Source organism: Streptomyces sp. 8L, assembly GCF_020176795.1.
Lineage (GTDB): Bacteria > Actinomycetota > Actinomycetes > Streptomycetales > Streptomycetaceae > Streptomyces.
In genome coordinates, this window is the sequence record NZ_JAIUKE010000397.1 from 1 (window position 1) to 11,643 (window position 11,643).

Annotated in this window: 13 protein-coding genes and 2 pseudogenes; 3 read left to right on the forward strand and 12 right to left on the reverse strand. The window is 69.9% G+C overall.

Features of this window, described 5'->3' with window-relative positions; all coding sequences use genetic code 11:
• Positions 1–129: 129 nt before the first annotated feature.
• The 4 genes from LCE31_RS28315 to LCE31_RS28330 form a co-directional block, all read right to left on the reverse strand.
• A complete protein-coding gene (locus LCE31_RS28315) occupies positions 130–882 on the reverse strand; it encodes an iron-containing redox enzyme family protein (RefSeq protein ID WP_225019155.1) in 753 nt (250 codons plus the stop codon).
• A 47-nt stretch (positions 883–929) separates the two neighbouring features.
• Positions 930–1,229, reverse strand: a complete 300-nt coding sequence (locus tag LCE31_RS28320) for a 2Fe-2S iron-sulfur cluster-binding protein (protein WP_225019157.1) — start codon at positions 1,227–1,229, stop codon at positions 930–932.
• Positions 1,226–2,254, reverse strand: a complete 1,029-nt coding sequence (locus LCE31_RS28325; RefSeq protein ID WP_225019159.1) for an NAD(P)/FAD-dependent oxidoreductase — start codon at positions 2,252–2,254, stop codon at positions 1,226–1,228. Before LCE31_RS28325 ends, LCE31_RS28320 begins: the two co-directional genes overlap by 4 nt.
• Before the next feature lie 184 nt (positions 2,255–2,438).
• The gene (locus LCE31_RS28330; protein WP_225019161.1) at positions 2,439–3,533 is read right to left on the reverse strand and encodes a ParB/RepB/Spo0J family partition protein; all 1,095 of its coding nucleotides are present in this window, start codon (positions 3,531–3,533) and stop codon (positions 2,439–2,441) included.
• A gap of 510 nt (positions 3,534–4,043) precedes the next feature.
• On the opposite strand from LCE31_RS28330, the gene LCE31_RS28335 reads away from it, so the two are divergent.
• A complete protein-coding gene (locus LCE31_RS28335; protein WP_225019163.1) occupies positions 4,044–5,264 on the forward strand; it encodes an IS701 family transposase in 1,221 nt (406 codons plus the stop codon).
• On the opposite strand, the gene LCE31_RS28340 is transcribed toward LCE31_RS28335, so the two are convergent.
• The 4 genes from LCE31_RS28340 to LCE31_RS28355 all read right to left on the reverse strand — a co-directional run bounded on the left by LCE31_RS28340 (position 5,265) and on the right by LCE31_RS28355 (position 8,501).
• Positions 5,265–5,846, reverse strand: coding sequence for a TetR/AcrR family transcriptional regulator (locus LCE31_RS28340; RefSeq protein ID WP_225019165.1), 582 nt, complete (start codon positions 5,844–5,846; stop codon positions 5,265–5,267).
• A 207-nt stretch (positions 5,847–6,053) separates the two neighbouring features.
• Positions 6,054–6,821, reverse strand: a complete 768-nt coding sequence (locus LCE31_RS28345) for an SDR family NAD(P)-dependent oxidoreductase (protein WP_225019167.1) — start codon at positions 6,819–6,821, stop codon at positions 6,054–6,056.
• A gap of 109 nt (positions 6,822–6,930) precedes the next feature.
• Entirely contained in the window at positions 6,931–7,881 is a 951-nt protein-coding gene (locus LCE31_RS28350; protein WP_225019169.1) for an NAD(P)H-binding protein, read from the reverse strand.
• Positions 7,878–8,501, reverse strand: coding sequence for a ScbR family autoregulator-binding transcription factor (locus LCE31_RS28355; RefSeq protein ID WP_225019171.1), 624 nt, complete (start codon positions 8,499–8,501; stop codon positions 7,878–7,880). Before LCE31_RS28355 ends, LCE31_RS28350 begins: the two co-directional genes overlap by 4 nt.
• Positions 8,502–8,592: 91 nt before the next feature.
• On the opposite strand from LCE31_RS28355, the gene LCE31_RS28360 reads away from it, so the two are divergent.
• Positions 8,593–9,573, forward strand: a complete 981-nt coding sequence (locus LCE31_RS28360; RefSeq protein ID WP_225019173.1) for a ScbA/BarX family gamma-butyrolactone biosynthesis protein — start codon at positions 8,593–8,595, stop codon at positions 9,571–9,573.
• 14 nt (positions 9,574–9,587) lie between these two features.
• Here the strand turns inward: LCE31_RS28360 and LCE31_RS28365 are convergent, their stop codons facing one another.
• From LCE31_RS28365 to LCE31_RS28375, 4 genes and pseudogenes are all read right to left on the reverse strand, one after another.
• Positions 9,588–9,839 (reverse strand): integrase core domain-containing protein, encoded by a 252-nt coding sequence (locus tag LCE31_RS28365; RefSeq protein WP_225019175.1) that lies wholly within the window; start codon positions 9,837–9,839, stop codon positions 9,588–9,590.
• A gap of 9 nt (positions 9,840–9,848) precedes the next feature.
• On the reverse strand, positions 9,849–10,037 hold the full coding sequence (locus tag LCE31_RS41345; protein WP_374118576.1) for a hypothetical protein: 189 nt from the start codon (positions 10,035–10,037) through the stop codon (positions 9,849–9,851).
• Between the two features lie 92 nt (positions 10,038–10,129).
• Positions 10,130–10,360, reverse strand: a pseudogene (locus LCE31_RS41350) (IS3 family transposase); the annotation flags it as partial.
• Between the two features lie 65 nt (positions 10,361–10,425).
• Positions 10,426–10,725 carry a transposase gene (locus tag LCE31_RS28375; protein ID WP_225019180.1) on the reverse strand — a complete coding sequence of 100 codons (300 nt, stop codon included), beginning with the start codon at positions 10,723–10,725 and terminating at the stop codon, positions 10,426–10,428.
• Positions 10,726–10,798: 73 nt separating this feature from the next.
• Between LCE31_RS28375 and LCE31_RS28380 the strand changes: the two are divergent.
• Positions 10,799–11,536, forward strand: a pseudogene (locus LCE31_RS28380) (IS701 family transposase); the annotation flags it as partial.
• Positions 11,537–11,643 lie beyond the last annotated feature (107 nt).

Consider the following 11,643-nt stretch of genomic DNA (forward strand, 5'->3'; position numbering starts at 1 on the left):
CTGCCCCCGCGGGCCCGGCGGCTGTCGCCCGGCCGGGGGGGGGGGGGGGGGGCGCCCCCCGCCGCGGGGGGGGGGGGGGGGGGGGGGGGGGGGGGCCCCCCCCCCCCCCCCCCCCGCTGCGGTCGGATCTCAGGCCGGCTGCTTCTCGGCCCTGGCGATAGTGTCCAGGTAGAGCTCCTCGAAGTACTGCGCCAGGAGCTGCTGGTGCTCGCGCAGGTACCGCTTGAAGGAGTCGATGTCGTCCTGGCTGCGCAGCAGGTGCCGGACGGCCGCCCAGACCTCGCCGGGGTGGTCGTCGTTGATGTCGGTGTGCGAGTGGTTGATCTGGCCGCCGATGTTGGCCTCGCCGACCGACTTCTTGAGCGCCTCGAGCTTCTTGGGCTCGAGCTTCACGTTCACGTACTCGACGAGGTAGGAGTACGCGACCACGCCCAGCGGGCCCTCGTGGTCGAGGAGGTAGGAGAAGTAGCCGGTGAGCAGCTTGGTGGACAGGTAGGGCTCGGTGGCCAGGAACTCCTCGCGGGAGACGCCGGCCTTGGCCAGGTCGTCGATGAAGAGCTCGTCGTGGAGCATCTCCTCCTGCTCGTAGTTGGCCCAGACCTGCGCCGCCTCGGGGCTGGTCTTGGCGATCTCCACCAGCGCCTTGGCCTCGGACACGCGCAGCATCCGGATGCGCCAGGCGGTCTCGATCAGGTTCCGCTTGTAGTACGCGGAGTCGACGTTCGCGCCCTCGAGGTGGGCGGCCTCGGGGACGTTGGCGTACCACTCGAGGACCTGCTGGTCGAGCTGCTCGTCGATCTCGGTGCGCAGCTTCGCCGAGGCGGTGCTGCTGAGGAAGGGGGTGCGGTCCCCGTAGCCGACGTTGGTCACGCGGTTCGGCATGGTTCACCTTTCGGTCTAGGTGTTCGGGCGCTCAGTGTGAGCGGGTTTCAGATGTCGTCGGGGGCGCGAACGGTCGCGCCCCCCCGCAGCCGGCACTGGCAGGCCAGTCGGTGGGTGCCGCCGGTGCGGCCGAGGTCTTCGAGGAAGTCGAGTTCGTCCGGATCGGGTTCGCCGAGGGAGCCGAGGCCGTCGAGCACCTCGATCACGCACGAGCCGCACGATCCGGAGCGGCACCCGAAGGGGATGGGCCGCTGCTGCACCTCGTACTCGACTTCGGTCAGGGGGGATCCGTCCGGCAGCAGGACGTCGATGCCCGCCGGGAGGATGGTCAGCTTTTTCAGGTTCATGACAGGAGGGTGTCGTCAATGTCGGTGGAGTGCTCCGGGGCGAGGCGCGCACCGGGACGCAGCGCGACCGCCGCGTGGTTGGCCGCGGTCGCCGCCTCTCCGAAGGAGACCGAGATGAGCGGGACGCGGCCGTCGTAATGGCAGATGTCGCCGACCGCGTAGACCCGCGGCAGATTGGTCCGCATCGCCCCGTCGACCAGGATGAGACGATTAATCATGCGCAGTCCCCATTCGGTGATCGGGCCCAGGTTGGTGATGAATCCGAGCGCTCCGACGACGGCCTGCGCGGGTATTGCGAATTCCCGGTCCGCGGCCCGCACCCGGACTTCTTCCAACCGTCCGTCGCCATGGCAGGCGGTCAGCTGGGCCTCGGTCACGACGCGGACAGCCGAGGCGTACATCCGCTTGACGCTGTGTTCGTGGGCGCGGAAGGCCGCGCGGCGGTGGACGACCGTCACCGAGCGGGCCACCCCGACCAGGGCGAGGGCCCAGTCGACGGCGCTGTCGCCGCCGCCCACGATGACCACGTCACGGTCTCGGTGGTCCTCCAGGCGCCGCACGTGGTGTGCGACACCACGCCCGTGGTAGGGCCTCAGGCAGGGCAGGGTGCGTGGGACCGAACGGCCCAGTCCGGCCGCGATCACCACGGCTCGGGCGCGCACCGGGGCGCCGTCCTCGAGGCGTACCACCCAGCTCCCACCCTCCTCCGCCTCGAGGGAGACCGCGGTACGGCCGAGCAGGTAACGCGGGTGGAACGGCTCCACCTGGGTCACCAGACGGCCGATCAGTTCCCGTCCGCGCACGGCCGGGTGGCCGGCGACGTCGTGGATCCTCTTCTCGGGGTACAGGGCCGCGACCTGGCCGCCCGGCTCGGGCAGCGCGTCGACCACCACGCTGGAGAGCCCGCGGAAGCCCGCGCAGCAGGCGGCGTACAGGCCGGCCGGTCCCGCGCCGACCACAGCCACGTCCGCGCCCGCTTCCGCGCCGGCCACGATCGTCTTCACTCGAACCCCCGCCTCGTCCATCCTGAACTCCAGGTTTCTCCAGCGTGCGGTCGAATTTCTCTTCCGCCCCGTTCGCAGGGTCGGCCGCCTTGATGAGCCTTTATTGGAAAGGAAAGAGACGTTCAGTTCCGCGGCCCTTTCCTGGTGATATCCGGCACTGTTTCCGCCGAACTGACACTCATCTTTCAGGGGCCCCGGTATTCCGTCAAGAAATGGGCTCGTAACTCAGTTCGCTGTTCCTTGCAGGGTCGGGCTTTTCGTACTCGTCGCCGACCGCCTGGTCCAAGGTGGCGGCGAACCGCTGCCACTCCCGGGCGTAGGTGTGGGCGAGGTCCGCGACGGTGACGGCGCAGTGCGGTGGCACTGCGGCCAGCAGTTCCCGCGCCGCTTCCACGTCGGGCGCCCGCTCGTTGAGCCAGCGCAGCAGCGCGCGCCCGGACTGGGTGAATCTGAGGGACGGGTCCTTCGCCAGGGCCGCGATGTGCCGGGCCGGACCGCCACCCGCACACCGGCTCCCGGCCGGACGGCCGGCACCGCTCGCAGACGGGTCGCGCGCATCGCGCGGGGCACCGCGGTCCGGGGTCGGCGCCGCCGGCTGCTGCTCGCCGCGTCTCATCCGCTGCCGGATCTCGCATGCCGTGCTGACCGACACCCCGGCGGCGGCGGCCGCTTCGTTCAGGGTGGCCCCGGGGTGTTCGGCGAGGAACGCGCCGACCACTTCCCGGCGTCGCGCCGCGTCGAGCGGACGAGTACGGCCGTCCGCCCCGATCCGGACCTTCGACCGGGGAAGTTCCTCACTCGAAGCGCGCCGCACGGCGCCCACAGTCTTCGGTGACAGACGGGTGACGCGCGCGACCGCCCGGTCCGACAGGTCCGGGTGCTGGGCCAGGATCCGCCGGGCAGCGGCCTTCCGGTCCTCCAGGGTCAGGGGCAGGCCGTGGCTGACGTTGGCCGCCACCGAATGGATGAACAGCTCACTGGCCGGCGCCTCCAGGTACCGGACCGGGATCGTGCCGTCCCCCCGCAGCCTGGCGGCGTGGAGCCGGTGCATCCCGTCGACCACGCGCCGGGTGTCACAGTGCACGAGGATCGGTTCGATGGCGCCCTGCGCCAGTACTTGGACGTGGTCCTGGTCCAGCCCTCCCAGTCGGGGCGAGTCGGCGTCCACCAGGGAGTCCACGGGCACCGACCGGACCTCCGGACACTCCGCCGCGGAGGTCGGGACGTGGTCCGGGGCCGCCGCGGCCGAAGGGTCCGGCAGGTGCGTGGGGGGCGGGTTGTCCGTGAGAAGTGAAGACACCGGAAGTCTGCTTTCTGTCGGTCTTCTGCATGTGAGAGCTGCAGGTGCCGAGGAGGACATCGTCGGCTCGAGGTGAGCGTGGTGCCCGGCACAGGGGTGCGGACGGTGCGGTGCGTCCCGCGACGGGGCGGGGGTGGTGACGGGGTGCCGCCGTCGGTCGACGGGCAGGATCTGGCACCTCGTGCGGCTCGGTGCGGCAGGCTCGCCGCCGACTGCGGGGCACTCGTCCGACGGTTACAGCGAGCCAAGCATAAACAGCGCTATGTGTTCGAGTGGGCGGCGCCGTCGCGGCCCCACTTGGCCAAGTCGGGGTATTCACACCATGATGAAAGAGTCGAAATGGTGACAAGATGCCGGAACTTCCGGCCTGGCCGAATGCCTCCTGGCACACATAAATAGCGCTATTTATGCTGGACCTCGATCCCGTCACCGGTCCGATGCCCAGTCGTCGGCGGCGGGGCCGCGTACACCGACGGGGACAGTGGCACGCCGCGTGGGAGGGACGTTGCGATGGCTCTGCTGCACGAGCCGGCCTGGCTACACGAGTCGGCGCCGTCGATCGGTTTCGGCGACGTCCAGGGCATCCGTCACGCCCGGGGCGTTCGTCAGGACCGGGACGATCGGAGCGACCGGAGCGACCGGGACGTCCGTCAGAACCAGGACGCCGGGGGTGCCTACCTGCACGCGTTCGTCGCAGCCGTGTTCGACCACCTGCCGCGGGCTGACCAGCGCAGGTGGGCCGAACTCCACGTACGGGCCCTGCTGCGGACACCGGGCAAGAAGTCGCTGCGGCGGCTGGCGATGTCCGTCAGCGATTCACCCACGGCCTCACAGGCCCTGCACCAGTTCCTGAACGCCAGCCCCTGGGACTGGGCGACCGCCCGCCGCAACCTCCTGCGCCAGGTGGCGCCGTCCGGCATCGACGTGACGGCCTGGACCCTCGCGCCCGCGCTCATGCCCAAGCGCGGCGACCAGTCCGCCGGTGTGCACCGCCGGTTCGACCCGGACCGGGGCCGGTCGGTGAACTGCCAGCTGGGCCTCGTGGTGCTGGCCTCCGGCGACCACGGCCCCCTGCCCGTCGACTGGGGTCTGTACGTGCCCAGGACCTGGTCCCAGGCACGGCGGCTGAAGGCACGGGTGCCGGACGCGGTACGCGGGCCCCTGTGGTCCCAGGCCGCGGATGTGCTGCGGAGCACCGCGTCGCAGCCGTCGGGGCGACGCGTTCCGGTCACGGCCGACCTGTCGTGGCTGCCGGACCGCGAGGCCTTCCTCGACGAGCTCACGCGCAGCCGTCGGCCCTTTGTTCTGCGCGTCCCCGACACGGTGCGCGTCGTGCCCGCGTCGCTCCCGTCGGCGGACCCGGAGGCGCTCACCGTGCGCCGGCTCCTCGCGGGCCGGGGAGACCAGGCGGCGGAGGACGGCCGGCACGTCGTCAACCTCCCCGTCCTCCTGCCGCGTCCGTCGAGCCGCCGGGTGAGGCTGCGCCTGCTCGTCCAGCACCGGCCGAACAGCCCGGCAGAGCTCTGGCTGACCAACTTGGTCGACCGCCCGGTGCCTCAGCTGCGTCCGCTCATGCGGCAGCCGCGGCTGGCCGCGGGCGTGATCGCCGCCCTGCACGAGGACTTCGGCCTGCGGGACTTCGAGGGGCGGTCGTTCCCGGGCTGGCACCACCACACCACGCTGGTGTCCACCGCGTTCGCCTACTCCCGGCTCCACTGTGACCCCGCGTGATCACGGGGCGTCCGCCGCCAGACCGCCGAGCACGGCACACCAGATCTCCTCGACGTCGGCGACCGGCGGGCCGCTCCCGGGTGCCGCCCTCCGGGCGTTCGCCGCCACCCCTTCCATCACGTGCAGCACAACGTCCACGGCGGTGGCCGGCCGTACGTCAGCGGTCAGGTCACCGGCGGCCGAGGCCTCCTCTGCCAGCCGCAGTACCTGGGCACGGAAGTCACCGGGCCAGCCGGAGCGCCCGTGGCCCTCCTCGACCAGCCGCACGGCGGCACGGGTGAGCACGATGGTCTGCAGGGCGGTGGCCACACGCAGCACGAGGGAGGTGAGGTCAGGCAGCGGCCGGCCGGTCGCGGGGCCGGCGGCGCCGAGGTGCCGCAGCTCATCGGTTCCTTCTTCGACCACCGCGGAGGCCAGTGCGGCCTTGGAGCGGAAGTGGAAGGTGACGGCCCCGAGTGTGACGTTCGCCTCTCTGCAGATGGAGTCGAGGGTCGTACCGTCGTAGCCGTGCTGGTCGAAGTGACGCGCTGCTGCGAGAACGAGGTTCGCGCGCGTACACACGGCGCGGTCTCTCTTCTTCATCAAGGGGGCCTCAGGGGTCAGGACGACGAGGGTGCGGTCCGGCCCGCACCGGCTGCCCCGCGGGCCGGGGGTGCGTCGTGGCTGGTCGGGTGCTGCAAATCATGGGCCGACATCCTTCAGACCCTAGGGTGAGGAACCGGTGACGGGCACACGAACCAAGAGAACCCGGAGCGTTTCGAGCAAGTCCAGCCCTGCGGCACGCCGGTGCTAGCGCGCCGTCCATCCCCCGTCGACCGCGATGACCGCGCCGGTGGTGAACGAGGACCGGTCCGAGCACAGCCAGGCGGCCGTCTGGGCGATCTCGACGGGGTCGGCCATACGGTGCTGCATCGCGCGCTCGGTGAACGGCCGCAGCAGCGCGGGAGTCTCGGTGAGCACCTGGTCCATCAGTTCGCTCCGGGTGCTGCCGACGGCGAGGGCGTTGACGCGGATGTGCTGTTCCGCGTACTCGTCGGCCGCGGCCTTGGTCAGACCGATGGCGGCGTGTTTGGCCGCGATGTAGGGGGCGCCGGCGCCGGTGGCGCGCACCCCGGCGACACTGGAGGTGTTCACGATCGACCCGCTCCCGTGGTCGAGCATCGCGGTGATCTCGGCGCGCATCGCATGCCATATCCCCCGGGCGTTGACGTCCATGATGCGGTCGTACTCCGCGTCGTCCATCAGGTGCATCGGGGTACCGGTGGACGTCCACCCCGCGTTGTTGAAGGCGGCGTCGAGCCGACCGTGGGTCCGCAGCGCTGTGTCCACGGCTGCCCGCATGTCCCCCGCGCGGGTCACGTCCGCCACCACGGCGGTGGCTCGTCCGCCGGCCGCGCTGATCGCGGCCACGAGCTTCAGCAGCCGTTCCTCACGGCGGGCGGCCAGGACGACGGCGGCCCCCTCCCGGGCGAAGAGCTCCGCGGCCGCCGCACCGATGCCGCTGCTCGCTCCGGTGATTAGGACAGTTTTGTCGTACAACAGGCCCTCTGCGGGCATGGGTTCCCCCCGTTGTGGACACCGCAGCACCCCTGCGTACGGCGGCGCGGCCCCGGAGATCTTTGCCCGCGGCACGGGGGCCGGGCAAGGCGCGCGGATGATTTCCGGCCTACCCGCATCGGAGCGGCGGTGTTCCGGCCACGCTGCCGTTCGCCGGGCATGGCTCCGCGGGGCGCGGCGGCAGCGGTTCGCCCTCGAAGCGGTCCTTGTGGCGTGCGGCCCACTGGGCGAACGTGGTCGCCGGCCTTCCGGTCAGCCGCTCGACGGTGTCCGTGATGTGGGCCTTGGCACCGACCAGTTGGCGCTCGGCGCTCGCGAGGAGGGCGTCGGCCATCACGGGTGAGTACCTGAGCGTGTGGGTGAGGCGGGCCTCCTCGCGGGACAGCTCCCGGCAGGTGAGGGGGCATCCGAGCACCTCGGCCAAGACGGCCGACTGCTCGTGGGCCGACAGCGCCTGTGGACCGGTGAGCTGGTACGAGCGGGAGTGGTGCCGGGCGTCGCCTAGGACGCGTGCCGACACCTCCGCGACGTCCTCGGGCGCGATGCAGGCGTTGCGGCTGTGGGGGTGCAGCGCCTGGGTGGTGCCGCTGGTGCGGATGCCCGGCGCCCAGGCCAGGGCGTGCGACATGAACGAGCGCGGCTGGATCATGGTCCAGGGGATGCCGCTCGACTTGATCCGGTCCTCGTTGGTGCGCTGCCACTCGGTGATCAGGTCGTGCGCCGCATCGTCGCGCACCGCAGCGGCGGACAGTTTGACGATGTGGCCCACTGACACCTCCATCGCCGCCCGCACGATGTTGCGGTCGTGTTCGGGCCGGGCGGGGTCGTTGGTGACGACGAATAGGGCGTCGGCGCCGCGGAAGGCGTCCACGAGGCTCGCCATGTCGTCGTAGTCGCAGGTGAGATGATGGACGCCGGGCCTCCGCAGGGCGCGACGGGGCGTGCGGCTGGTCAGGGTGAGACGGTGGTGGGGCGCCAGGTGCCCCACCATGAGCGAACCGATCTGCCCGGTGGCCCCGGTAAGAACGATGTGCCGGGGCGGGGCCGTCGTCGCGGTCACCGTGCGGGAACACGTGTGGGGCCCACGTGGATGTCGTGCAGCACCGTTGGGGACGCGACGCTGGGCAGCAGCAGGTCCCACATGTCGCAGACGCGTTCCATGAGGTCGGACCGCCTAGTCGCGAGGTGCGAGTAGAGCTGCATCCCGGTGCAGGCGCCGACGACGAAGCGGGCCAGATGGTCGATGTCGACGCCGTCACGGAGTTCGCCGCTGGAGCGGGCCACGTCCAGGTGCCCGCGCATCAGTTTCCGCCAGTCCTCGAAGGAAGTGGCGTCGTTCATGCCGTGACTGCCTTGTTCGGTGGCCAGACGCACTCCGGCACGCAGGACCGGATCGCGTTTCATCCGGTCCGCCCACACCAGGGTGATGTCCACCAAGCGCTGCAGCCCGGTGGACGTGAGGTGGGGCTCTATGGTCGTCGGCTGAACGTTCATCAGCGCTTCGGCCAGTCCTTGTTTGGAGCCGAAGTGGAAGTAGAGGGCGCCGAGGGTGAGTCCCGCCCGTTGCACGATCTGGGAGACGGACGCCTTCTCGTAGCCCGTCTCGTCGAAGACCTCGGCTGCCGCCAGCAGGACCTTCTGGCGTGTGCGGGCAGCCTGTTCTGCCTTGGTAGTCGGCACTCGGGATCACTCCTCGACACACATAGATAGCGTAATTTATGTTTACCGTATCGCTGTTGAGCAGGCCATCGACTCAGGGGGAAGTGTCGGCATGTCCCACTTACGCGGCTACGGGAACGGCAGACCACGGCTCGTCGAAAGGGTTCCCCGGGAGCTCGTCCACAAGGACGCGGCTGCCGAGGTGCTCCTCACCGGCTGGACCTCCCACGGCGGTGACCGGCACACCGTTCGGGCCCGGTGGCCCCGCTTCCACGTCTTTTATCGGCCGCGCAACAGGCGCTTCGACCCGTTGCTCCTCGTCGAGACCGTGCGCCAGACGCTTCCCCTGCTGTCCCACGTCGCCTACGGCGTGCCCTTCGGCAGTCACTTGGTCTGGGACCGCTTCCACTTCGAGGTGCAGCCGTGCGCCTTGCTCGTCCCGCGGTCCGGGGCCGATGTCCTGCTGGAGATCACGTGCTCCGACGTCCAGATGAGGAAGGGCTGCCTGATCTCGATGACCATGCACGCGACCGTACGCGTGAACGGCCGCCGCGTAGGAGCGGCGCACACCCGGTTCACGAATCACTCGCCAGCCGTGTACCGCCGGCTGCGCGGACGACACGACCTTGAAGCACGGCCCGGCTGGACCGTGCCGCCCCCTTCCCCGCTGCCGCCTGCTACCGTCGGACACGCACGGCCCGGGAACGTGGTGCTCGCCGCGACAGGAAGTCCAGGGCGCTGGCAGCTCCGCACCGACCAGGACCACCCGATACTGTTCGACCACCCCGTTGACCACGCTCCCGGCATGCTCCTCTTGGAAGCGCTCCGCCAGGCCGCGCACGCGGTTCACCCGGCCCCGGGCACGACGGTGACGGGGATGTCCGTCTCGTTCAAAGGCTGGGTGGAGCTGGACGCCCCAGTCTGGGTGTCCGTCACACCCCTGCGCCGCAACGCGCTGTGCGCCGTCGTCAAACAGGACGGCAGAACCTGTCTCAGCGCCGAGGTGGTCGTCGGGAACGAACCGGCCGTCCAAACCCTCGGACACGGTCCCCGGTGTTGTCAGGGGGATGGGCCGTCGATGAAGTCCCCGTGATCTCGGAGACGTGATCATTGTGCCGTGAGGGCGTGCTGCTGACGTTGCCTGGTCTCGGCCGGGGTGAGGTAGCCGAACGTGCGGTGCTTGCGTAGGCGGCGGCGGTTGTAGAAGGTCTTGATGAAGGACAAGACCTCGGCGCGGGCGGTGGCCCGGTCGGGCCAGGTACGGGTGTCGATCTCTTCTTTGAGTAGGGCCCAGAAGCTTTCCGCGGCGGCGTTGTCGAAGCATGATCCGGTGCGTCCGCAGCTCTGCCGCAACCCCAACTCGCTTATTCAGTTGCGGAATTGGGCCGAGGTGTATTCGCTGCCGCGATCGCTGTGTATCACGCAGCCGGGCTCGGCACAGTGGTGGTCGGCCATGGCGTAGCCGACGATCTCGCGGGTGGGCAGGTCCAGCCAGCAGGCGAGGTAGAGCCAGCCCCCGGCGGTGGGCAGGTAAGTGATGTCGCCGACCAGCTTGATGCCGGGCGCTCGGCATGGAAGTCGCGGCCGACCAAGTCCGGGGCCGGCTTGGCCTTCGCGTCCGGCCGGGTCAGCAAATGCCTCTTGCGTCGGGTGACGCCGCGGATGTCGCGCTCGCGCATCACGCGGGCGACGCGTTTGCGGTTCACCCGTCTGCCCAGGCGCCGCAGTTCGGCATGGATGCGCGGGACGCCATAGGTGTGTCGGGAGGCGATGTGCACCACGGTGATCTCGTGCGCGAGCGCGTCGTCGGCCGCCTGCCGGGCACGACGAGCGGCCTCGCCCTCGCACCAGGCGTAGTAGGAGGATCGGGCGACTTTCATCACCCGGCACAGCAGAACGATCGGGTACGTCGCCTTCCCCGCGTGGATCAACCGGTACCGCTCGCTCACCGGTCGTTCTCCTTCACGAAGAAGGCCGTCGCTTTTTTCAGGATCTCGATCGTCTGCTGCTGTTCGCGGACCTGCTTGCGCAGCCGCTTGAGCTCCTGGCGCTCAGCGCTGGTCAGCTCACCGGAGCCGCCCTCACCCCGGTCTGCCTTGGCCTTGCGGTACCAGCCGCGGAGAGACTCGGAGCTGATGCCGAGTTCCCGGGCGACCGCGGTGACCGTCTTGCCCGAGGAGTCGACGAGCGCGATCGCGTCCCGCCTGAACTCCTCGGTGTACCGCTTCGTGTACTTGCTTCCCACCTGGCGCTACTTCCTCTGGAACCTCAAGATCCCAGTCTCCAGGTGTCCACGATCAAGGGGAAGCTTCAGTACGATGATCGAACGGTTCCTGGACGCCGGACACCACGTCGGCTGGGTCACCGGGGACGAGGTCTACGGCGGCAACCCGAGACTCCGTACGGCTCTGGAGGAACGCGGCATTGGCTATGTCCTCGCGGTGGCCTGCTCGGCCGCAGTGCCCACCGCAGCAGGCAAGTTCCGCGCCGATGCCCTGGCGCGGAAGGTGCCGAAGCGGGCCTGGCAGAAGCTCTCGGCCGGGCGAGGCGCGAAGGGGCAGCGCTTCTAAGACTGGGCCGTCATCAACCTCGCCGAGGCATCCCCTGGCCGCCACCAGCTGCTGATCCGCCGCAACCGCAGCACCGGCGAACTCGCCTATTACCGCTGTCACTCCACCATGTCGGCATCCCTGGCCACCCTGGTCAAGGTCGCAGGTTCCCGATGGCGGGTGGAGGAGACCTTCCAGACCGAGAAAGGACTGGCCGGGCTGGATGAGCACCAGGTCCGCCGCTACCCCTCGTGGGCCCGATGGGTCACCCTCGCGATGCTGGCCCACGCCTTCCTCGCTGTCGTCCGCGCCGACGAACACGCACACCGACCCACGCCGGACGACCTGATCCCGCTGTCTTGCAACGAGATCTGCCGCCTGTTCATCGCGCTTGTCGTCCGGCCCGTCCGCGACTCGGCCCACCGACTTGCCTGGTCCGACTGGCGCCGCCACCAGGCACGATCGCGCACCAGTCACTACCAGCGGCAAGCCGCATCTCAGACATGAAGATCACGATCTACAGCTGGAGTATTAGTACTCCAGCAGTACTTTGAGGCTTGACCTGGGTGAATGTCGAGCGGTGGGAGTGTAGCGGGACGGTTCATGGTCACGTA